Genomic DNA, 21,816 nt, shown 5'->3' with positions numbered 1-21,816 from the left:
GCCGAGCCCGGCTGGCAGAGACGGGCCGGCGGACGAAACGCCGCGGGCGGTCTTAGTCCAGCAGGTCGAGCCGGGTTTTCAGCGCCTGCAGGGTGCCCAGCGTCGTGTCGTCCCACCCGGCGCTGCGCGACCGGAACAGCGTCGCCTGGCTGCGGTGCACCGGCGGCTCCGACAGGACCTTCAGGTGGTTGGCGCGCAGCGTTTCGCCGGTCGAGGTGATGTCGGCGACGGCCTCGGCGGTTTCGTTCTTGACCGCGCCCTCGGTCGCGCCCTGGCTATCGACCAGCTGGTAATCGGCGACGCCCGCGTCCCGCAGGTGTTCGCGGATCAGGCGGTGATACTTCGTGGCGATGCGCAGCCGGTGGCCATGGCGCGCCCGGAACGCGGCCGCCGCGGCGTCGAGATCGTCCAGCGTGTCCACGTCGACCCAGAACCGTGGCACGGCGATGATCAAATCGGCATGGCCGAAGCCCATCTGCACCAGTTCGCTGACCTGGTCTTCCCAGCGGGGCAGGCGTTCGCGCACCAGGTCCGACCCGGTAACGCCCAGGTGGATCCGTCCGGCGCCCAGCTCGCGCGGGATCTCTCCGGCCGACAGAAGCACCAGTTCGACGCCCTCGACACCCTCGACTGCACCGGAGTATTCGCGCTCGGCCCCGGCAAGGCGCATGGCGACGCCCCGTGCCGCGAACCAGTCGAAGGTCTTCTCCATCAGCCGCCCCTTGGACGGCACGCCGAGCTTCAGGGTCATGTCGCGGTCTCCGCCGGGTCGGGCAGCAGGGCAGGGCGGATCACCCCGCCGACGGCCGGGATCGACTTGCCGCGCCCCAGCACGCGGGTCAGCGCGTCGTAGCGCCCGCCCGTCGCCACCGGGGGCTGCCCGGGCGCGTGCGGCGCATAGAAGCCGAAGACGAAGCCGTCGTAATATTCCATCAAGGTGCGGCCATAGCTCGCCTCGAACTCCAGCGCGTCCACGTCGACGCCGGCGGCGTCGAGCGCATCGAGCCGGGCGCGCAGCATGGCCGTGGCATCGCCGATGGCGGGCAGGTCGACCGCGATGTCGCCAAGGTGCGCCAGCACGTTCGGCGCGGTTTCCTTCAGCTCAAGGATATCGTCGATCAGGGCCACCTGCGCAGACGAGATCGGCGGTTCCTCGGCATCCGCCCGCAGCGCCTCGATCCGGGCCATGACGTCGCCGCGGCTGCGCAGCCCGATCTCGGGCCCGGCGTCGGCCAGCGGATCCGCGGCGCCGAGAAGGGCGGCGCGCGTCTGCGGCACGGGCGTCTTGCCGGAAAACCGGTCGAGCAGGGCGCGGAACCGCCGCGGCCGCCAGACGTGACGCAGCAGCGCCGCACGCCGCCGGTCCGAGATGTCGAGCCCGCGCACCGCCGCCGTCAGGATGCCGATGTCGCCCGTCGCCGCGCGCAGCCCGTAGGGGCGCAGCACCTCGGCAAAGAGCGCGAAGACCTCGGCATCGGCGCGGGCGGGATCGCTGGCATCGAAAAGCTCGAACCCGCATTGCAGGTATTCGCGGGCGCGGCCGGGGTCGGTCTCCTGCCGCCGGAAGACAGGGCCGGAGTAGCAGTAGCGCGCGGGGTCGGCGCCGCCGTCCATATGCATGCGCACCACCGGGACGGTGAAGTCGGGGCGCAGCATCATCTCGCCCGCGGTGGGATCCCACGTGGTGAAGGCGCGGGCGCGGATATCCTCGCCATAGAGGTCGAGCAGCAGGTCGGCCTCTTGCAGGATCGCGGCCTCAATCGGGCGCGCGCCGGCCTCGGCGAAGGCCGCCATGAAGCGCGCGGCCTCGGCGCCGCTGCGGTCTGCGGGAGCGGGGGGCGTGCTTTGCGCGACGGACATCAGCGGGTCAGCCGCTCTTTCAGCGTGGCCACCAGATCGCCGCGCGGGCATTCGAACTGCGCGGGCTGCGCCTTCCATTCGTCCAGCGTCGCGCTTTCCGCGATCTCGGCGCCCAGCTTGAGATCCTTGACCTGCACCACGCCGCGGTCCTTCTCGTCCCCGCCCTCGATGATCGCGAAGGGCGCGCCGCGGCGATCGGCATACTTGAGCTGGTTGCCGAAGTTCTTGGGGTTGCCAAGGTAGACCTCGGCCCGGATGCCCGCCGTGCGCAGCTCGCTCGCCATCGCCTGGTAGTCGGCCATGCGGTCGCGGTCCATCACGGTGACGATCACCGGCCCCTCGGCCTGCGCCTCGGCACGGCCGGTGGCACGCAGGGCGGCCAGCAGCCGGTCGACGCCGATCGACACGCCAGTCGCAGGGACCTCCTGCCCGGTGAAGCGCTTGACGAGGTCGTCATAACGCCCGCCGCCGGCCACGCTGCCGAACTGGCGCGGCTTGCCGTCGTCGCCCGTGATCTCGAAGGTCAGCTCGGCCTCGAAGACCGGGCCGGTATAGTAGCCGAGGCCGCGCACCACGGCCGGGTCGATCAGCACGCGGTCGGGGCCGTAGCCCTGCGCGTCCAGCAGCGACGCGATGGTTTCAAGCTCGTCCGCGCCGGCACGACCCGTCTCGGACGCTCCGACCAGCTCGCGCAGCCGCGCGACGGTGGCGGCCCCGCTGTCGCGGCGCGCGTCGATGAAGCCCAGGACGACCTCGGCCTGCACATCGTCGAGGCCCGCGCCCTTGGTGAAATCGCCGCTGTCGTCCTTGCGACCCTCGCCCAGCAGGGCGCGCACGCCCTCGGGCCCCAGCCGGTCGAGCTTGTCGATGGCGCGCAGCACGATGCCGCGCTCGGCCTCGAACTTCGACGGATCGGCAGGGTCGAGGATGCCCGCGACCTCCATCACGCCGTTCAGAACCTTGCGGTTGTTCACGCGCACGATGTAGTCGCCGCGCTTGATGCCCACCGCTTCCAGCGTGTCGGCCAGCATCGCGCAGATCTCGGCATCCGCCGCGACCGACGGCGCGCCCACGGTGTCGGCGTCGCACTGGTAGAACTGGCGGAACCGTCCGGGCCCGGGCTTTTCGTTGCGCCAAACCGGGCCCATCGCGTAGCGGCGATAGGGAAAGGGCAGGTCGTTGCGGTACTGCGCCGCGACGCGTGCCAAGGGCGCGGTCAGGTCGTAGCGCAGCGCGACCCAGGCGCCATCCTCGTCCTCCTGCCAGGCAAAGACGCCTTCGTTGGGGCGGTCGACGTCGGGCAGGAACTTGCCAAGCGCCTCGACCGTCTCGACGCCGGAGGTTTCCAGCGCGTCGAAGCCGTAGCGATGGTAGACCTCGGCGATCCGGGCCAGCATCGCGGTGCGCTCGGTCACCTCGGCGCCGAAATAGTCGCGGAATCCGCGCGGCGCCTCGGCCTTGGGCCGCGGCTGCTTCTTGACCTTAGCCATGTATCGACATCCTGAAAGGCTCGCGTTGTCGCGGCGGGGTCTAGCGGAAGGGCCCCGGCGGGGCAAGGCAGGGGTGGCGGTCGGGCCCGGGCGGCGCCTTCGGGGCATCTGGCCTCATGGGATATCGGCCTGCAGGGGCACTGGCTATAACAAGCCCCATTGCAAGCCGCCGCCGCACGCGCAACAAAAGTCCCGACGCCGGGCCAGCCGGTGCGAATTCGATCCGGCCCGGACCGGGGCCGGTTGCCACAGGAGAGGGCCCATGATCGACACTCCGTATCTGCTGTTTTTGGGGGATGCGCCCGACCAGCTGGCCGCAAAGGTCGCGCAGGGCATTCGCGACTGGCGCCCGGAATACGCGGTAGGCCAGTTCCGCCTGCCGGGCTGCAAGGCCGATCTGGGCCTGCCCGACATGACGCTGGACGAGGCGAAGGCCGCCGGTGCCAAGACGCTGGTCGTGGGCGTTGCCAACCGGGGCGGCATCATCTCGGAGGCGTGGAAGGAGGCGTTGGACGCGGCGCTGGCGCAGGGGTTCGACCTTGCCTCCGGGCTGCACAACCTCTTGCGGGACGAACCCGCGCTGGTCGAGGCCGCCCGCACCCATGGGCGCAGCCTGCACGACGTGCGCATCCCGACCGTGAAATACCCCATCGCCAACGGCGAAAAGCGCAGCGGCAAGCGGTGCCTCGCCATCGGCACCGATTGCTCGGTCGGAAAGATGTACACCGGCCTGGCGATGGACCGTGTGATGAAGGACCGCGGGCTCAAGTCGAGTTTTCGCGCCACCGGCCAGACCGGCATCCTGATCACGGGCGAGGGGGTGCCGCTCGATGCCGTGATCGCCGATTTCATGGCCGGCGCGGTCGAATGGCTCACGCCCGAGAACGACGCCGACCACTGGGACCATATCGAAGGGCAGGGCAGCCTGTTCCACGTGTCCTATTCCGGCGTGACGATGGCGCTGATCCACGGCGGCCAGCCCGACGCGATCGTGCTGTGCCACGAACCGACGCGGACGCACATGCGGGGGCTGCCGGGGTACCAGCTGCCCAGCCTCGAGGCGCTGCGCGACATGGTGCTGCCCATCGCCCGCATCGCCAACCCCGACGTCAAGGTGATCGGCGTCTCGGTCAACACCAAGGCAATGCCCGAGGACGAGGCCCGCGCGCTGCTGGCCGATATCGAGACGCGCATGGGCCTGCCCGCGACCGATCCCTACCGCTTCGGTGCCGAACCGCTTGTCGAGGCGCTGCTCGCCTCCTGACCCGCCGCTCACCGTGCCGTCCGGTCCTCGTCGCGATCTCCGCGGGAAGGGCCGGAAGGCCGCACCGTGCGGCCCCGACAGGATACCACCATGACCCTCACCGTCACCCGCGACACCTTTCGTCTCGCCCAGGCCTTCACCATTTCCCGCGGCTCGCGGACCGAGGCGCAGGTCCTGACCGTCACCATCGACCGGGCCGGGCATCGCGGCCGGGGCGAATGCGTGCCCTACGCCCGCTACGACGAAACGCTGGACAGCGTCGCGGCGCAGATCGACAGCCTGCCCGCCGATGTCGACCGCGCCGCGTTGCAGGGGTTGCTGCCCGCCGGCGCCGCCCGCAACGCCGTCGACTGCGCGCTCTGGGACTGGGAGGCGAAGCAGGCCGGGGTCCGCGCCTGGGATCTGGCGGGCCAGCCCGCCCCGGGCCCCGAGATCACCGCCTATACCCTGTCCCTCGATACGCCCGACGCGATGCGCGCGGCAGCGGCGAAAAACGCCCACCGCCCGCTTCTGAAGATCAAGCTCGGCACGTCCGAGGACATGCCCCGGCTCGAAGCCGTGCGACAGGGTGCTCCCGATGCCCGCCTGATCGTCGACGCGAACGAAGGCTGGACGGCCGAGGTCTATGCCGAGCTTGCTCCGCACCTGCTGCGCCTTGGCGTCGCGCTGGTCGAACAGCCCCTGCCCGCGGGGCAGGACGACATGCTGGCCGAGATCGCCCGCCCTCTGCCAGTCTGCGCCGACGAAAGCTGCCACGATCGCGCCTCGCTCGCCGCGCTCGCCGGGCGCTACGACGTGGTCAACATCAAGCTAGACAAGACCGGCGGCCTGACCGAGGCGCTGGCTTTGCGCGATGCCGCCCGCGCGGCGGGGTTCGAGGTGATGGTGGGCTGCATGGTCGGCTCCTCGCTGGCCATGGCGCCGGCGCTGATCGTGGCGCAGGGCGCGATGGTCACCGATCTTGACGGTCCTCTGCTTCTGGCCGAAGACCGCGACACGCCGCTGCGCTTTGACGCCGCCGGCATCCATCCGCCCGAGCCTGCGCTCTGGGGCTGACAGACGCGAAAGGAAACCCCATGAGTCGCATCGTCTACGTCAACGGTGATTTCGTCCCCGAGGAGGAGGCCAGCGTGTCGGTCTTCGACCGCGGGTTCCTCTTCGCCGACGCCGTCTACGAGGTGACGAGCGTCCTCGACGGCAAGCTGATCGATTTCGACGGCCACTGCGCCCGCCTCGACCGCTCGCTCTCGGAACTCGGCATGTCTATGCCGATGGACCGCGATGCCTTTCTCGAGGCGCACCGCGAACTGGTGGCGCGCAACGACATCGGCGACGGCCTGATCTACCTGCAGGTCACCCGCGGCGCCGCCGACCGCGATTTCCACTACCCCGCGGACGCCACGCAGACCGTGGTGATGTTCACCCAGGCCAAGCCGGGCCTTGCCGAGAACCCTCAGGCGCAGACCGGGATCAAGGTGATCTCGATCCCCGACCTGCGCTGGGACCGTTGCGACATCAAGACGACGCAGCTGCTCTATGCCTCGATGGGCAAGATGAAGGCCAGGGCCGAGGGCGCCGACGACGCGTGGATGGTCGACGACGGCAAGGTGACCGAGGGCACCTCGAACAACGCCTATATCGTCAAGGACGGCACCATCGTCACCCGCCAGCTGGGCAACGAGATCCTGCCGGGGATCACCCGCACAGCCGTGCTGCGTTTCGCCCGCGAGGCCCAGATGAAGGTCGAGGAGCGCGCCTTCACCCTTGAAGAGGCACGCACCGCCGACGAGGCCTTCGTGACATCGGCCTCGTCCTTCGTGATGCCGGTGGTCGAAATCGACGGCGCCCGGGTGGGCGCTGGCGCCCCCGGCCCGATCGCGAAACGCCTGCGCGACATCTATATCGAGGAAATGCGCCGCGCCGCCTCCTGACACTGGCAACCGGCGGCAGGGCGAAAGCTCCTCCGCCGGTCCGCGCGAAAGGGTCGGTGCGCCCCTGGGGCGTCCAAAGCGCCCGCGCCTTCTTCTTCTCTTTGAAAATACTCTCGCCGAAGGCACCGCGCGTCAGCGCGATCCGCGACGGCCGCCTCGATCCCGCGGCGCCGGTATCTCAGCCGTGCGACTTTGCGAAGGCCGCGCGGCTTTCGTCCGAAGCTTCGGTCTGATGCCGCGCGCGCCATTCGTCGTAGGGCATGCCGTAGAAGATCTCGCGCCCCTCGTCCTTGGTCATCTCGATCCCGCGTTCGGCCGCGGCCTCCTGGTACCAGCGCGACAGGCAGTTTCGGCAGAAGCCAGCCAGGTTCATCATGTCGATGTTCTGCACGTCCGTCCGTTCGCGCAGGTGGTCGCGCAGACGGCGAAAGGCGGCTGCTTCTAGCTCGGTGCGGGTGGCGTCGTCCATGTGGCTCTCCCTTTCGCTCAAGGGTGGGCCTCGGCCAGCGCCGCGTCAAGGATCGGCGCCAGCCGCAGCGCCCAGGCGCGCTGGGCCTCGGGCGTGGCGATCAGGTCGTTGCGCAGCTCGACAAGCGCGTTCAGCCGGCCCTGCGTCAGGGCGTGCCGGTCGATCGAATCGCCCGGCAGGTGGCCGGAATAGGGTTCGTTGTCGCCGACGCACAGATCGCCCGGCGCCTCCAGCCGCTCGATCAGCGGCCGGGCCAGCCGCGTATCGGCGGCGTAGAGCACGGCCACCTCCCACGGACGCGGCGGCCGTCCCGCGAACTGCGGGGTGAAGCTGTGGATGGCGAGTATCGTGGGGTCGCCCCGCTCGACCGCCATCGCCTCGAGCGCTTCGTGATAGGGCCGGTAAAGCCGCGCCTTGCGCTCCTCGATCTGGTCGCGCGTCACGTGCCGGTTGGCCGGAACGATCGAGCCATCGTAGATCTTCATGATCTGAGTCGGGTCGTCCTCGCCCCGGTTGGGATCGATGACGAGGCGGGAAAAGTTCGAGCGGATGACCGGCGCGCCCAGCACCTCGCCTAGGGCCATGGCCAGACCGGCGGCGCCCACGTCATAGGCGATGTGGCGGGTCATGTCGGGTTCGGACAGGCCCAGCGTGCCGCCGTTCACGAAGTCGGGAACAGTGTTCGATGCGTGGTCGCAGGTGATAAGCCAGGGCGACTGCCGATCGGCACCGTCGATGAAGAAAGGCTGATAGATCATTTCCTGGTCACTTCGCAGCTTCCCGCCCCCCTTACGCAATGACCCCGTCCCGCGCCAGTTGCGACGCGCGGTGAATTGGGGGATAAGGCCCATGCCCGCCCGGGACCGAACAGAAAATCACCAAGGACAACGTGGATGAGACGGCTTCGGAACGTAAAAATCGTCGCGACCCTAGGGCCGGCATCGAATGACTACGATACGATCCGCGCGCTTTTCGAAGCGGGCGCGGACGTGTTTCGCCTTAATATGAGCCATGGGGACCATGGCGAGATCGGCGAACGCCACCGCATCATCCGCCAGATCGAAAAGGATCTGGGCCGGCCGATCGCGATTCTCGCCGACCTGCAGGGGCCGAAACTGCGCGTCGGCACCTTCGCCGACGATTCGGCGGAACTGGAAGAGGGCGCGCCGTTCCGGCTCGACCTCGACAAGGCGCCGGGCGACGTGTCCCGGGTCTGCCTGCCGCACCCCGAGATCTTCGCAGCGCTCGAGGCGGGGTCGACCCTGCTGGTCAACGACGGCAAGATCCGCCTCAAGGTCGAGGATTGTGGCGAGGATTACGCCAATTGCGTCGTCACCGTCGGCGGCACCATCTCGAACCGCAAGGGCGTGAACGTGCCCGACGTGGTTCTGCCCTTGGCCGCGCTGTCGGAAAAGGACCGCAAGGACCTGGAGTTCGTCTGCGACCTGGGGGTCGACTGGCTGGCGCTCAGCTTCGTGCAGCGGCCCGAAGACGTCGAAGAGGCACGCAAGCTGGCCCGCGGCCGCGCCGCGCTGCTGTCGAAGATCGAAAAGCCCGCCGCTGTGAAAAGCTTCGATGCGATCCTCGAGGTGTCGGACGGCATCATGGTCGCCCGCGGCGACCTGGGGGTCGAGCTGCCCGTCCAGAACGTGCCGCCGATCCAGAAGCGGCTGGTGCGCAAGTGCCGCGCCGCCGCCAAGCCGGTGATCGTCGCCACGCAGATGCTGGAATCGATGATCGAAAGCCCGATGCCCACCCGGGCCGAGGTGTCGGACGTCGCCGCCGCGATCTACGAAGGCGCGGACGCCGTGATGCTGTCGGCCGAAAGCGCCGCGGGCAGCTATCCGATCCAGGCGGTGCAGACCATGCACAACGTCGCGCAGGAGGTCGAAAGCGATCCCACCTATCGCGACGTGATCGACGCCAGCCGCGGCGGCAACAAGCGCACCGTCGCCGATGCCATCGTCTCGGCCGCGCGCGAGATCGCCGAGACGACGGACATCAAGGCGATCTGCTGCTTTTCGCATTCCGGCACCACGGCTCTTCTGGTCGGGCGCGAACGTCCGCACGTGCCGATCATCGCGCTGACCCCGCTGGTCGAAACCGCGCGGCGGCTTTGCCTGTCCTGGGGGATGCACTGCGTCATCACCGGCGAGGTCGGGCGCTTCAAGATGGCCGTCGTCAACGCGGCCCGCGCGGCCCGTGCCGAAGGCTTCGCCGAAGAGAAGGACCAGCTGGTCGTCACCGCAGGCGTGCCCTTCAACATGCCCGGCACGACGAACATCCTGCGGGTTGCGCCCTGCGAAGAAAGATTGATCTTCAGCACCGATCCCGAATAGCCTGCGCCGATAGGTTTGTTTGGATTTCGGAGTAGCGGCATTGTTGCCTGACACGGCTTTGGTGGTCGGGGTGATCTGTATCGCCCTGGCCATCCCCTCGCTTATCTCGGCCTACTCGGAATCGCGCGCGCCCCGGCTGGCCTCCGTGCTGGCCGTGGCGGGGGGCGCCTTCGTCGTCTACGCGGTCACCCAGCACCCGATGGGATACGAGATCGCGGATCTGCCCGACGTCTTCACCCGGGTCTTCGCGCGCCTCATCCAGTAGCCTGCCGGTCATGACGCGGGGCGGCACCCGTCGCCTCCGCCCACGGGGGCCTTCCCGCAGCACAGTTTTCCCGGCCTTGGCCGGTCGGAGCGCTGCATTCGATTTTCCTGCAGACAGTTCCAACCTGCCACTCCGGCAAGGGGGGGCAATCCCGGTCCGTCACGGGGGCGGCGTCGATGATCGTCGGAAAACCCCGGTCAATGCGTCCCCCCGCGGGGGGCGGCCCCAGGACAGCCCCCGCGTCGCCAGGACGGCGGGGCGTTCGTGCACAAGCGGGCCGGCGGGGGTCAGTCCAGGCGGTCGGGCAGGTCCGTGCCGTTCATGAAGCTGCGCGCGTCCATCGGCTTGCCGCCGCCCTTCTGGACGCGCAGCAGTTCGACCGCACCTGCGCCGCAGGCGATGACCAGACCGCCCCGGTCGTCGTCCAGTACCTCGCCCGGGGCGCCCGCGCCCGGCACCCGGCGGGAACAGAGCAGCTTCAGCCGCTCGCCCGAGACCTCGCACCAGGCGCCGGGAAAGGGCGACAGGCCCCGGATCAGCCGGTCGATATCGGCCGAGGGTCGGGTCCAGTCGATCCGCGCCTCGGCCTTGTCGATCTTGGCGGCATAGGTCACGCCCACCTCGGGCTGCGGCCGGGGCGCGAGGGTGTCGATCCGGTCCAGACCCGCGACGATGGCGTCCGCCCCGATCGCCGACAGGCGGTCGTGCAGGTCGCCGGTCGTCTCGGTCTCGCCGATCGCGGTGCGCCGCTCCAGCAGCACCGGCCCTGTGTCGAGCCCCGCCTCCATCTGCATGATGGCGACGCCGGTCTCGGCATCTCCAGCCATCACCGCGCGGTGGATGGGCGCCGCCCCGCGCCAGCGCGGCAGAAGCGAGGCGTGGATGTTCAGGCACCCGCGCGTCGGCGCGTCCAGGACAGGCTGCGGCAGGATCAGGCCATAGGCCACGACCACGGCGATATCGGCCGCAAGCTCGGCAAAGGCCGCGCGGTCCGCGTCGGACTTGAGCGAAACCGGGTGCCGCACCGGCAGGCCCAGGGCGTCGGCCGCGGCATGGACCGGCGTCGGGCGGTCCCGCTTGCCGCGGCCCGCGGGGCGGGGCGGCTGGGTGTAGACGCAGGCGATCTCATGCCCCGCCGCGTGCAGGGCGCGCAGCGCGGGGACAGAGAAATCGGGCGTGCCCATGAAGACGATGCGCATGGCGTTACCTCTTCTTGCCGGCCCGCCGCAGCAGCATGTCGCGCCGGGTGCGGCTGAGCCTGTCGAAATACATCCGTCCGGCCAGATGGTCGATCTGGTGCTGCACGCTGGTGGCCCAGAGCCCCACGAAATCGCGATCCTCGACCGCGCCATCGGCGTTCAGGAACCGCACCGTGACCGCCCGGGGCCGCGTCACCGGGGCCGAGACGCCGGGCAGGTTGGGCGAGGCTTCCTCGTGCTCGCGCGGTTCGATGCTGGCGTGCACGATCTCGGGGTTGGCCATGCGCACGGCCTGCCCGCGCTTGTCCGAGGCATCGACGACGGCCAGCGCCTGCATCACCCCGATCTGCGGGGCGGCAAGGCCCACGCCCGGCATCGCGTCCATCGTCTCGATCATGTCGTCCCAGAGCACGCGGATCTCGTCGGTGATGGCCGCGACGGGCGCCGCGGCGGTGCGCAGGCGCCGGTCGGGCCACATGAGGAACGGGCGCGCGGTCATACCTGCGCCTCGTCATAGGCGCGCAGGTAGGCGTCGCGGTCGGCGGCCTCGACCCGGTCGAAAGTCACGACCCCGTCAAGGTGGTCGAGCTCGTGCTGCATGATCACCGCCGACATCCCGGTGAACCGGTCGCGCCGCAGCGCGCCGCCGGGATCCTGCCACTCAAGCTCGATTTCATCGGGGCGGGTCACCGGGATCGCGATGCCGGGGATCGACAGGCAGGCCTCGTCGTTAGTCGCAAGCGTGGTGGCGTGGTCGACGATCCGGGGGTTGAGGAAGATCCGAGGCGCGGGCGTGCCGTCCTTCCACGTGACGTCGGTGACGAAGACGCGCGCCGCGACGCCCACCTGCGGCGCCGCCAGCCCGCGCCCCTGCGCGTGGTAGAGCGTCTCGATCATGTCCGCCGCCAGCTCCGCTATGGCGGGATCGGCGGGGTCCACGGGCGGGCAAGGGGTTTGCAGCACCGGATCGGGCCAGAAGCGCAGCGGACGGATCATCAGTATTCTCCCGGGGCGAGGCGGTCGGACAGGTAGGCGGCGGGTGCGGGCGTTTCGGTCAGCATGTGCCGGACCCACGCCGCGCGTTCGTGCGCGATCAGGACCAGTTCCCAGACGCAGGCAAAAAGCGGGCGATCATCCTGCGCGATGAACTCCGCACCGGGCCGGTCGGCCCGGTAGAGGCGCTGGCACAGCATGTCGCCATGCGCCCACCAGTGCCCCATCAGCCAGTGCCCGTCCTCGCCCGCGTGCAGGATCGCGAAGCCCGGGCCATGCGCCTCGCCCTCGGCCCGGGCGGCGCCGGGCAGGTCGCGCCGCAGCCTGTCGCTGGCCGCCGTTTCGTCGGGGGCAAGCGCGCCCGCGGCGCGGATCGTGTAGGCCTTGAGCGTCAGCAACCCTGCGTCCCATGTGCCCGCCTGCGCCACGCCGCGCGGGGCGTATGGGGCGAGCATCGCCATCAGGCGCGGGCTCTTTCGCGTTTCAGCTTGACCATCTTGCGGGTGATCATCTGCCGCTTGAGCGGCTTGAGGTAGTCGATGAAGAGCTTGCCGTCGAGGTGGTCGATCTCGTGCTGGACACAGGTGGACCAGAGCCCGTCGAAGCGTTCCGAGGCCTCGGTCCCCTCGATCGTGGTCCACGCGACCTCGACCTCGGCGGGGCGCTCGACGTCGGCATATTGCTCGGGGATCGACAGGCAGCCTTCCTCGTAGGTCGACAGCGCGTCCGAGCTCCAAGTGATGCGGGGATTGATCAGGATCATCGGGCGTGGCGGCACGCCCTCTTCCTTGACGCAGTCCATCACCAGCATCCGCACCAGCTGCCCGACCTGCGGCGCGGCCAGCCCGATGCCGGGGGCGGCGTACATGGTCTGCAGCATGTCCTGTGCCAGCGTGCGCAGGCCGTCGTCGATGGTCTCGACCGGCTTCGCGGGCGTCTTCAGGCGGGGATCGGGGTGGATCAGGATGTCTCGGAGGGCCATGGAGGCTGTTTAAATCGGCGATGCGCGGGGCGCAATCGCCTTGCGTCCGGGGCGTCGGAGGTTAGCTTCGCGCTGACGCAGACAGAAAGGCTTGAGGCCATGGATTTCGACGAGCTCATCGACCGGCGCGGCACGCATTCGGCAAAATGGGACCTGATGGAGCCGATCTACGGCGTCGATCCCGACGACGGCATCGCGATGTGGGTGGCCGACATGGATTTCCGTCCGCCGCAGGCGGTGCGCGATGCGCTGACGGATTACGTCGAACAGGGCGTCTATGGGTATTTCGGCGGCGAGGACGCGTATCGCGCCTCGATCCGCTGGTGGATGCGCGAACGCCATGGGTGGGAGCCTTCGGACGGTGCGATCTTCACCACGCACGGGTTGGTCAACGGCACCGCCGTCTGCGTCGAGGCCTTCACCGATCCCGGCGATGCCGTCGTCCTGATGACCCCCGTCTACCACGCCTTCCACCGCATCCTGCACGCCGCGGGGCGGGAGATTCGCGAACTGCCCCTCGCCAACGAAGGCGGCCGTTACGAGATGGACTTCGACGCGTGGGAGGCGCGGATGACCGGGAATGAGCGGATGCTGATCCTCTGCTCGCCGCACAATCCCGGCGGACGGGTCTGGACCCGGGCCGAGCTGGAGCAGGTTGCGGCCTTCGCCCGGGACCACGACCTGATCATCGTCTCCGACGAGATTCACTGCGACCTGGTCTTCCCCGGCCAGAGCCACACCGCGATGACCCGGATCGAGGGGATCGAGGATCGCCTGGTGATGCTGACCGCGGCCACCAAGACCTTCAACATCGCGGGTGCGCATATCGGCAACGTCATCGTCGAGAACCCCGATCTGCGGGCGCGGGTCGCCGGACGGATGTCGGCACTGGGGCTGTCTCCGAATTCCTTCGGCATGGTCATGGTGCCCGCTGCCTACAGTCCCGATGGCGCGGCGTGGGTCGATGCGTTGATGCCCTATCTCGAGGAAAACCGGCGTATCTTCGACGAGGCCATCGCGGCGATACCGGGGCTTGCCTCGATGCCGCTCGAAGCGACCTACCTTGCATGGGTCGACGGCCGTGGCGCGGGGTTCGAGGAGGCCGAGTTTGCCCGGCGGGTCGAGGCCAAGGCGCGCATCGCGGTCAACCACGGCTCGACCTTCGGTATGGGCGGCACGGGGTTCATGCGGTTCAACATCGCCACCCCGCGCGCCCGCGTCGAAGAGGCCGCGCGACGGATGAAACGCGCGTTCCGCGATCTGCAATAGCCGCGGGCCCCGGGGCGGCCCCCGCGCCGACCGGAGGGCAGGCCGCCGGCGGTGCGGTCGGTGTGGCGTCAGGCAGGGCCCGAAGTGATGGGGGCCCGGTGTGATGGGCGCCGGCCGGGCCTGCCGCACGTCCGCGATGCGGTCGGGCGGGCCTGTGCACTGCACGCCCCGGCGCCGCGACGCGTCCAGAGGGCCACGGGGCGCGGAATGCTGCCGGACGCTGGAACCGCGGTGCCGCCGGCAGGTTTGCCCAGTAATGCCCTAGTGGAAAAGACCCGAAACCAACTGGCGAGGATACCCATGCCCGAGACCCGACCCCGCCCGCCGGGGGCCGATGCCACCGCTCCCACGGCCATTCCCAAGGCGGGGTGGATGGATATCCTAAAGCGGGTCTGGACCCATATCGGCGACGACCACGTGTCGGTCGTCGCGGCGGGCGTCGCCTTCTTCGGCCTGCTCGCGATCTTTCCCGCGATCACCGCGCTGATCTCGCTCGCAGCTCTGGTGCTCGACCCCGCGATGATCGAAGAGCAGCTGACCATGCTGGCGGGGATGCTGCCCCAGAACGCGGCCGAGATCATAACCTCTCAGGCCACGCAGGTGGCCGGCGGGGACGGGGCCGGCAAGGGGCTCGCGATGCTGATCGGCCTCGTACTGGCGATCTACGGTGCCTCGAAGGGTGTGAAGACGCTGATGGAGGGCATGAACATCGCCTATGAGGAGGACGAACAGCGCAATATCGTCGTCCTGACGCTGATCTCTCTGGCGCTGACGCTGTTCCTGATCCTTGGGCTCATCATCGCGCTGCTGGTTGCCCTCGCGATCCCCGCGGCCTTTGCATTTTTTCCCGCGCCGAACTGGATCGAACAGCTTGTCTCGTGGCTGCGTTGGCCGGTGCTGGCAGTCTTCGTGATCCTCGGGCTCAACGTGCTCTACCGGTTCGGGCCCTGCCGCAGCAACGCGCGCTGGCGCTGGATCAACCCCGGGTCGGTGCTGGCGACGGTCGTGTGGATCGCAGGCACGCTGCTTTTCACCATCTATGCGACGAACTTCGGCAGCTACAACGAAACCTACGGCACGCTGGGCGGGGTGATCGTGCTGCTGACATGGCTGTGGCTTTCCGCTTTCATCGTCCTGCTTGGGGCCGAGCTGAACTCGGAAATCGAACACCAGACCGCGCGCGACAGCACGACCGGCCCAGAAGAGCCGATGGGCGAGCGTGGCGCCGTGCAGGCCGATCGGGTCGCGGGCGACGGCAGCCCCGAACAGCGCGGGTTCTAGACCCGCTCACCGACATCGTTGCCCGTGGGGCAAAGGTTGCCCGGCGCTGCCCCATCTGCGACAGCTTGGGGCGCGCCGCCGGGCTCCGGGTCCGCGACGGCGGGGGACGCATGGTGCAGGCACGGGGCGCGGACGGGATGAGACGGGCGCAGATGGCAGGGACTGGGCGCGGCGGCGTCACGGGCACGCGAAGTGTCTGCGCCGCCAGGGTCCCGCGGATCCGGCATCTGCCTGTCTTGCTGCCCCTGATGCTTGCCGCCTGCGGCGACGCGCGCGACGGGATCTTCTTTGCCGCAGGTCCGGTGGCCGAGGCGCAGAGAGCGCATTTCTTCTATATCCTCGGCTGGATGGCGGTGGCGATCCTGCCGATCTTCGTCGCGTTGCCATTCGTGCTCTGGCGCTATCGGTATGGCCGGGGGCGCGGGCGCTATGCGCCGGAATGGGAATCGCAGCGCCTGCTGGAAACCGTGTTCTGGGCCGTGCCCGTCGTCATCGTCGTGGCGCTGGGCGTGATGCTCTGGCGCCAGACGATCAGGCTGGATCCCTACATGCCGCTCGGCCCCGATCCGATGACGGTCGAGGTCGTGGCGATGGACTGGAAATTCCTGTTCCTCTACCCCGAAGAGGGGGTCGCCAGCGTCAACACCCTGACCGTGCCCGCGGGCCGGCCCCTGCGCTTCGTTCTGACCAGCGCGACGGTCATGCAGTCCTTCGTGGTCCCGAGGCTGGGGGGGCAGATCTACGCGATGGGCGGCATGGTGACCGAGCTTAACCTGCAGGCCGACGCGCCGGGCGTCTTCCGTGGCCAGAACACGCAATACAACGGCGAAGGCTTTGCCCAGCAGAAGTTCGAGATGACGGCGATGGCGCCCGACGCGTTCGACGCCTGGCTCGCGCGCACCCGCGCCGACGCGCCGCCGCTGACGCCCGAGGTGTGGCAGTCGCTCGATACCCGCGCCACCGCCGATCCGGCCGTCTATTCAGCCTATCCGCCCGGTCTCTTCGGTCGTGTCGTCGACACGACGCTGGGGACCGGCAGCCACCACGGGGGGGCGGGACAGTGAGCCTTGATGCGGTGCTGGGCGCACTCGACTGGCAGGCGATCGTCTTCGTGCGGGCCTGGCGGGACCCGTCGGCCAGCGAACTGATCGGCGCGGCGGCGGGCGGATTGGCGGTGACGGGAGCGCTGGCGGCGGTGGTCCTGCTGAGCGTCTTCCGCCTGTGGCGCCCGCTCTGGTCGGGGTGGCTGACCAGCCTCGATCACAAGAAGATCGGGATCATGTACATCGTGCTGTCGCTGGTGATGCTGCTGCGCGCGGTGATCGAGGCGGCGCTGATGCGTCTGCACCAGCTCGTCGCGGTGGGGCAGGGCGGCCCGCTCTCGCCTGAGCATTTCGCGCAGCTTTTCAGCACCCACGGCACGATCATGATCTTCTTCATGGCGATGCCGCTGCTGACGGGGATCATCAACTACGTGATGCCGCTGCAGATCGGCGCCCGCGACGTGAGCTTTCCGCTGCTCAATGCGATCTCGCTGGCGCTGACGGCGGCGGGGGCGGCGCTGGTCATGGTGTCGCTGGTGATCGGCCGCTTCTCGACCGGTGGGTGGTCGGGTTACGCCACCTATACCGAGCTTGCCTACAGCATGGGCGAGGGGGTGGACTACTGGATCTGGGCGGTCACGCTGTCGTCCCTGGGCTCGACCCTGTCGGGTCTGAACTTCGCTGTGACGATCTACAAGAAGCGCTGCCCGGGCATGACGCTTTTTCGGATGCCGCTGTTCTGCTGGACGACGCTGTGCACCTCGATCCTGATGATCTTCGCCATGGCCCCGCTGACCGCGGCGACGGTGATGCTGGCGCTCGACCGCTATGCCGGGTTCCACTTCTTCACCAACGACGCCGGCGGCAACATGATGAACTATGCCAACCTGTTCTGGCTGTTCGGCCACCCGGAGGTCTACATCCTGATCCTGCCGGCTTTCGGCGTCTATTCCGAGGTCTTCGCGACGTTTTCCGGCAAGACGCTTTACGGCTACCGGGCGCTGGTCTTCGCCACGATGTGCATCGCGGTGCTCAGCTTCACCGTCTGGCTGCACCACTTCTTCACCATGGGACAGTCGGCCAACATCAACGCGGTCTTCGGCATCGCAACCATGACCATCGGCATCCCCACCGGCGTCAAGGTCTACGAGTGGCTGATGACCATGGTGCGCGGGCGCATCCGGCTGACGACGCCGATGCTGTTTGCCGTGACCTTCCTTGTCACCTTCGTGCTGGGCGGGCTTACGGGCATTTTGCTGGCCAACCCGACCATCGACTTTTCGGTCCACAACTCGCTGTTCCTCGTCGCGCATTTCCACAACATGCTGATCCCGGGGCTGCTTTTCGGGATGATCGCCGCGGTGCAGGTGTGGTTTCCCAAGGCCTTCGGCTTTCGGCTGCACGAAGGCTGGGGCGTGGCCGGGTTCGTCTGCTGGGTCGCAGGCTTTTACCTCGCCTTCATGCCGCTCTACGCGCTGGGCCTGATGGGCGCGATGCGACGCACGTCGCAATGGGCCCGGCCCGAGTACGGCCCATGGTTGGCGGTGGCGCTTCTGGGGGCGGTGCTGGTTCTCGGCGGGGTCTTCTGCCTTGCGATGCAGCTTTTCGTCTCGATCCGCAGGCGGAAGGAACTCGCGGTGCCCGTGGGCGATCCGTGGGACGGGCGGACGCTGGAATGGGCCTGCCCCGCGCCGCCGCCCGAGTGGAACTTTACCGTGATCCCGAAGGTCGCTTCGGGGGATGCCTTCACCGTGATGAAGCGCGAGGGCCGCGCCTACGAGATGCCCGACGATATCGAGGATATCGAGATGCCCGCCAACTCCGCCGTGGCGCCGGTGATCTGTGTGGCCTCCGTGGCCACGGGCTTTGCCGTCACCTGGCACATCTGGTGGCTGGCGGTGCTCGGGCTGGCTGCGGGGTGGGGCGCGGTGATCGCGCGAAGCTTCGTTCTGGACACGAAACGGCGCATCCCCGCCGCGACCCTGCGCGCGTCGCACGCCGCGTGGCTGGACAGGCTGCGCCGCACCGTTCCCGTGTCGCGTGCCGGCGAGACGGACCCCCGCAACGACGGGCTGGCGGAGCACGGCGCATGAGCGGGGCGGACACCCGGCACCCGGGGCTCAACCTGGGCCAGACCGACGCGGGCGGACACGACGCCGCCGAAGAGGTCGTCTTCGGCTTCTGGGTCTTCCTGATGAGCGACATGGTGCTCTTCGCCATCCTCTTCGCGACCTACGCGACGATGAGCACGCATGGACAGGCCGGGGGGCCCGCGCCGCTGGACCTGGTCGACCTGGGAAGCGCCCTTGCCGAAACCCTGCTGCTGCTCGGCTCGTCCTTCACCTTCGGGATGGCCAGCCTCGCGCTGAAGTATCGCGAGGGGCGGACGCGGCTGGTGGCATGGCTGGCGCTGACCTTCGTGCTGGGCGCCGTCTTCGTTGGGTGGGAGGTGCATGATGTCCACGTCTGGATCACGCAGGACGACGCGCCGCCGCAACGCTCGGGCTTTCTGTCGGCGCATTACCTGCTGACGGCCACGCACGGGCTGCACGTGGCGGCGGGGCTTCTGTGGATGGCCGTCATCGCCGTGCAGATCGGCTGGTTCGGCCTGATCCGCGAGGTCAAGCTGCGGCTGATGCGGCTGGCGCTGTTCTGGCACATGCTGGACATCGTCTGGATCGGCATCTTCACCTTCGTCTTCCTTTACGGAGCCGTGCGATGACCGACCGCCCCGAGGGGATACCCGAAAGCGAGGCGGACCGCCCGGCCCGCGAGTTCCGCCGCTACGTCACGGGCGGGGTCCTGTCGCTGGCCCTCACCCTCGCCGCCTTCGGCGCGGTGGCCCTGCGGCTGGTCGCGGGGCAGGGGGCGCTGGTCGTTCTCGGCCTTCTGGCGCTGGCGCAGATCGTGGTGCAGTTCCGCTATTTCCTGCATATCGACCTGCAGAAATCGCACCGCGACGACCTTCAGCTGATCCTCTTCACCGCGCTCATCGTCGGGCTGATGGTGGGCGGCACGATCTGGATTCTCTTCGATCAGCACACCCGGATGTAGAACCTTTCGCCGCCTCGCGTCGTTCGGTGCCAGAGGCATTCGCGAAGGAAGGGGCCAGCCATGACCGACATCAAGGATCTGCCGAAGAAATCGGGCCCCTCCGGCGGATGGGGGTCGATGAAGGGGATCAAGCGCATCCATGCCGAAAGCCACGCCGACCCGGCGGCCTTCGACACGCTGCGGCGCCAGAACAAGCCCGGTGGCTTCATGTGCTCGTCCTGCGCCTTTCCCAAGCCCGCGAACTACAAGCCGTTCGAGTTCTGCGAAAACGGCGCCAAGGCGACGCTGTGGGAGCAGACGCGCGACCGCTGCACGCCCGAGTTCTGGGAGCATCACACGGTCGAAAGCCTCAAGGACTGGACCGATCACGAACTGGAATCGACCGGCCGCCTGACGGCGCCGATGCGCTACGACGCCGCCACCGACCGTTATGTCGAGGTGACGTGGGACGAGGCGTTCCAGGGCATCGCCGCCACGCTGAACCGCCTGCCCGCCGACGACGTGGTGTTCTATTCCTCGGGCCATGCGGGACTTGAGGCATCGTACCTCTATGCGCTGCTGGCCAGGCTGCACGGCACCAACAATCTGCCGCAAAGCTCGAACATGTGCCATGAGACGACGAGCGTGGGCCTGAAGAAGGTGATCGGCTCGCCCGTCGGCACGGTGATCTGGGACGATATCGACGCGACGGACTGCTATTTCTTCTTCGGCCAGAACCCCGGCACCAACTCGCCCCGTTTCCTGCACTGGCTGAAAGAGCTCAAGGACCGCGGCGGCAAGATCGTCACCTTCAACCCGGTGCGCGAACAGGGCCTGATTTCCTTCGTGAACCCGCAAAGCCCGGTCGACATGGCGACGGGCCGCGAAACCGTGATCTCGGACCAGTATCACCAGGTCCGCGCGGGCGGCGACGTGGCGGCGATCCTGGGTATGTGCAAGGCGGTGATCGAGGTCGACGACGAGGCCGCGCGCACCGGCGGCGAGCTGGTGATCGACCACGACTTCATCGCCGAGCACACCACCGGCTTCGACACCTTCATCGACTTCGCGCGCCGGACCCACTGGTCCGACATCGAACATCACTCGGGTCTGGCCGAGGCCGATCTGCGCGCCGCGGCGGCGGTCTACATGGAGCATGACCGCGTCATCGGCGTCTACGGCATGGGTCTGACGCAGCATGCGCACGGGGCGCTGAACATCGCGATGCTGGTCAACTTCCTGTGCCTGCGCGGCAATATCGGCAAGACCGGCGCCGGCGTCTGCCCGATCCGCGGCCATTCCAACGTGCAGGGGCAGCGCACCGTGGGCATCGCCGAAAAGGCTGGCCTTGTGCCGATGGACAAGCTGCGCGAGCTTTTCGGCTTCGAGCCCCCGCAAGAGGACGGCACCCACATCGTCGACGCGGTCGAGGGTCTGATCGACGGTCGGATCAAGGGGTTCGTGTCGCTGGGCGGCAACCTCGCCCGTGCCGTGCCGGACCAGAAGCGGATGGAGGCCGCCTGGGCAAGGCAGGAACTGACGGTCATGATCTCGACCAAGCTCAACCGCAGCCACCTGTTCCCGGGGCGGGACGCCTATATCCTGCCCTGCCTGTCACGCGCCGAGATCGACGAACAGGCGACCGGCAACCAGGTGATCACGGTAGAGGACAGCTTTTCCCACATCCATGGCTCGACCGGCAAGCGCACGCCCGCCTCGCCCAAGCTGAAGAGCGAACTCGAGATCGTGGCGCGGATCGGCAAGGCGTCGCTGCCGCCGAACCCAAAGGTCAGGTGGGACGACTGGATCGGCGATTACGGTCTGGTCCGCGACCTGATCGAGGCGACCTACCCGGACGATTTCCGCGACTTCAACGAGCGGATGTTCGAACCCGGCGGGTTCTGGCGTGGCGTGCCGGCGCGCGACCGGATCTGGAAGACCGAAAGCGGCAAGGCCGAGATCACGACGCCGCCGCAACTGACCTCGCTGGGCTACGGCGAAAAGGACGGGCGTTACCGGCTGATCACCATGCGGTCGAACGACCAGTTCAACACCACGATCTACGGCTACTCCGACCGGTTCCGCGGGATCGAGGGCACGCGCGACGTGCTTTTGATGAACCAGATGGACATGGCCGAGCTGAACCTGATCAAGGGTGACAAGGTCGCGATGGTGTCGGATTACGACGACGGTGAAGACAGGCGCCTTGGCGGCCTGTCGGTCATCCCCTTCGATCTGCCGCGCGGCACGGTGGGGTCCTACTACCCCGAATGCAACGTGCTGATCGCCATCAGCCACCACGACGAATTGTCGAAGACCCCCGCCTCGAAATCCGTGCCGGTGCGGATCGAACGCGACGGGCTCGCACAAAGCTGATGCCGGGGCGGGCGGCCTGGCC

22 protein-coding genes are annotated in these 21,816 nt (G+C 68.5%); 12 read left to right on the top strand and 10 right to left on the bottom strand.

Features of this window, described 5'->3' with window-relative positions:
* Positions 1–52: 52 nt before the first annotated feature.
* The 3 genes from hisG to hisS are packed head-to-tail and all read right to left on the bottom strand — an operon-like array spanning position 53 to position 3,350.
* The gene (hisG, locus tag EKE94_RS17125) at positions 53–751 is read right to left on the bottom strand and encodes an ATP phosphoribosyltransferase (protein ID WP_127907852.1); all 699 of its coding nucleotides are present in this window, start codon (positions 749–751) and stop codon (positions 53–55) included.
* On the bottom strand, positions 748–1,860 hold the full coding sequence (locus EKE94_RS17120) for an ATP phosphoribosyltransferase regulatory subunit (protein WP_127907851.1): 1,113 nt from the start codon (positions 1,858–1,860) through the stop codon (positions 748–750). Before EKE94_RS17120 ends, hisG begins: the two co-directional genes overlap by 4 nt.
* Positions 1,860–3,350, bottom strand: a complete 1,491-nt coding sequence (hisS, locus tag EKE94_RS17115; RefSeq protein WP_127907850.1) for a histidine--tRNA ligase — start codon at positions 3,348–3,350, stop codon at positions 1,860–1,862. Before hisS ends, EKE94_RS17120 begins: the two co-directional genes overlap by 1 nt.
* Before the next feature lie 262 nt (positions 3,351–3,612).
* Here hisS and dgcN point away from each other — a divergent pair, with 262 nt between their 5' ends.
* The 3 genes from dgcN to EKE94_RS17100 all read left to right on the top strand — a co-directional run bounded on the left by dgcN (position 3,613) and on the right by EKE94_RS17100 (position 6,545).
* A complete protein-coding gene (gene dgcN, locus EKE94_RS17110; protein WP_127907849.1) occupies positions 3,613–4,614 on the top strand; it encodes an N-acetyltransferase DgcN in 1,002 nt (333 codons plus the stop codon).
* 90 nt (positions 4,615–4,704) lie between these two features.
* Positions 4,705–5,670, top strand: a complete 966-nt coding sequence (gene dgcA, locus EKE94_RS17105; RefSeq protein ID WP_127907848.1) for an N-acetyl-D-Glu racemase DgcA — start codon at positions 4,705–4,707, stop codon at positions 5,668–5,670.
* 20 nt (positions 5,671–5,690) lie between these two features.
* On the top strand, positions 5,691–6,545 hold the full coding sequence (locus EKE94_RS17100; protein ID WP_127907847.1) for a D-amino-acid transaminase: 855 nt from the start codon (positions 5,691–5,693) through the stop codon (positions 6,543–6,545).
* 178 nt (positions 6,546–6,723) lie between these two features.
* Here EKE94_RS17100 and EKE94_RS17095 read toward each other — a convergent pair whose 3' ends face one another.
* Both EKE94_RS17095 and EKE94_RS17090 read right to left on the bottom strand, forming a co-directional pair.
* Positions 6,724–7,014 carry a DUF1244 domain-containing protein gene (locus tag EKE94_RS17095; RefSeq protein ID WP_127907846.1) on the bottom strand — a complete coding sequence of 97 codons (291 nt, stop codon included), beginning with the start codon at positions 7,012–7,014 and terminating at the stop codon, positions 6,724–6,726.
* A gap of 17 nt (positions 7,015–7,031) precedes the next feature.
* A complete protein-coding gene (locus EKE94_RS17090) occupies positions 7,032–7,772 on the bottom strand; it encodes an N-formylglutamate amidohydrolase (RefSeq protein WP_127907845.1) in 741 nt (246 codons plus the stop codon).
* A gap of 135 nt (positions 7,773–7,907) precedes the next feature.
* Here EKE94_RS17090 and pyk point away from each other — a divergent pair, with 135 nt between their 5' ends.
* Both pyk and EKE94_RS17080 read left to right on the top strand, forming a co-directional pair.
* Positions 7,908–9,353: a pyruvate kinase gene (gene pyk, locus EKE94_RS17085; RefSeq protein WP_127907844.1), complete on the top strand. Its 1,446-nt coding sequence runs from the start codon at positions 7,908–7,910 to the stop codon at positions 9,351–9,353.
* Positions 9,354–9,393: 40 nt separating this feature from the next.
* A complete protein-coding gene (locus tag EKE94_RS17080; protein ID WP_235856080.1) occupies positions 9,394–9,618 on the top strand; it encodes a hypothetical protein in 225 nt (74 codons plus the stop codon).
* A 287-nt stretch (positions 9,619–9,905) separates the two neighbouring features.
* Here EKE94_RS17080 and fmt read toward each other — a convergent pair whose 3' ends face one another.
* From fmt to def (EKE94_RS17055), 5 genes are read right to left on the bottom strand one after another with little or no spacing between them, the layout of a single operon-like run.
* Positions 9,906–10,817 (bottom strand): methionyl-tRNA formyltransferase, encoded by a 912-nt coding sequence (gene fmt, locus EKE94_RS17075; RefSeq protein ID WP_127907843.1) that lies wholly within the window; start codon positions 10,815–10,817, stop codon positions 9,906–9,908.
* Between the two features lie 4 nt (positions 10,818–10,821).
* Positions 10,822–11,316, bottom strand: a complete 495-nt coding sequence (gene def, locus EKE94_RS17070; RefSeq protein ID WP_127907842.1) for a peptide deformylase — start codon at positions 11,314–11,316, stop codon at positions 10,822–10,824.
* Positions 11,313–11,813 (bottom strand): peptide deformylase, encoded by a 501-nt coding sequence (gene def, locus EKE94_RS17065; protein WP_127907841.1) that lies wholly within the window; start codon positions 11,811–11,813, stop codon positions 11,313–11,315. The genes def (EKE94_RS17070) and def (EKE94_RS17065) overlap by 4 nt, the downstream gene beginning before the upstream one ends.
* Positions 11,813–12,271: a hypothetical protein gene (locus tag EKE94_RS17060; RefSeq protein WP_127907840.1), complete on the bottom strand. Its 459-nt coding sequence runs from the start codon at positions 12,269–12,271 to the stop codon at positions 11,813–11,815. Before EKE94_RS17060 ends, def (EKE94_RS17065) begins: the two co-directional genes overlap by 1 nt.
* Entirely contained in the window at positions 12,271–12,792 is a 522-nt protein-coding gene (def, locus tag EKE94_RS17055; RefSeq protein ID WP_127907839.1) for a peptide deformylase, read from the bottom strand. Before def (EKE94_RS17055) ends, EKE94_RS17060 begins: the two co-directional genes overlap by 1 nt.
* 99 nt (positions 12,793–12,891) lie before the next feature.
* Here def (EKE94_RS17055) and EKE94_RS17050 point away from each other — a divergent pair, with 99 nt between their 5' ends.
* The 7 genes from EKE94_RS17050 (at position 12,892) to EKE94_RS17020 (ending at position 21,794) form a co-directional block, all read left to right on the top strand.
* The gene (locus EKE94_RS17050) at positions 12,892–14,061 is read left to right on the top strand and encodes a MalY/PatB family protein (RefSeq protein WP_127907838.1); all 1,170 of its coding nucleotides are present in this window, start codon (positions 12,892–12,894) and stop codon (positions 14,059–14,061) included.
* Between the two features lie 300 nt (positions 14,062–14,361).
* Positions 14,362–15,342: a YihY/virulence factor BrkB family protein gene (locus tag EKE94_RS17045; RefSeq protein WP_127907837.1), complete on the top strand. Its 981-nt coding sequence runs from the start codon at positions 14,362–14,364 to the stop codon at positions 15,340–15,342.
* Between the two features lie 236 nt (positions 15,343–15,578).
* On the top strand, positions 15,579–16,406 hold the full coding sequence (locus tag EKE94_RS17040) for a cytochrome c oxidase subunit II (protein ID WP_206615109.1): 828 nt from the start codon (positions 15,579–15,581) through the stop codon (positions 16,404–16,406).
* Entirely contained in the window at positions 16,403–18,478 is a 2,076-nt protein-coding gene (locus EKE94_RS17035) for a cbb3-type cytochrome c oxidase subunit I (protein WP_127907836.1), read from the top strand. Before EKE94_RS17040 ends, EKE94_RS17035 begins: the two co-directional genes overlap by 4 nt.
* The gene (locus EKE94_RS17030; RefSeq protein ID WP_127907835.1) at positions 18,475–19,107 is read left to right on the top strand and encodes a cytochrome c oxidase subunit 3; all 633 of its coding nucleotides are present in this window, start codon (positions 18,475–18,477) and stop codon (positions 19,105–19,107) included. Before EKE94_RS17035 ends, EKE94_RS17030 begins: the two co-directional genes overlap by 4 nt.
* Positions 19,104–19,439: a cytochrome o ubiquinol oxidase subunit IV gene (locus tag EKE94_RS17025; protein ID WP_127907834.1), complete on the top strand. Its 336-nt coding sequence runs from the start codon at positions 19,104–19,106 to the stop codon at positions 19,437–19,439. Before EKE94_RS17030 ends, EKE94_RS17025 begins: the two co-directional genes overlap by 4 nt.
* A 60-nt stretch (positions 19,440–19,499) precedes the next feature.
* Positions 19,500–21,794 (top strand): FdhF/YdeP family oxidoreductase, encoded by a 2,295-nt coding sequence (locus EKE94_RS17020; RefSeq protein ID WP_127907833.1) that lies wholly within the window; start codon positions 19,500–19,502, stop codon positions 21,792–21,794.
* Positions 21,795–21,816 lie beyond the last annotated feature (22 nt).

It is taken from the genome of Mesobaculum littorinae, assembly GCF_004011175.1.
GTDB classification, from domain to species: domain Bacteria; phylum Pseudomonadota; class Alphaproteobacteria; order Rhodobacterales; family Rhodobacteraceae; genus Tranquillimonas; species Tranquillimonas littorinae.
The sequence above is the reverse complement of the archived record's forward strand: the minus strand, read 5'-3'. Positions and strand labels throughout refer to the sequence as shown.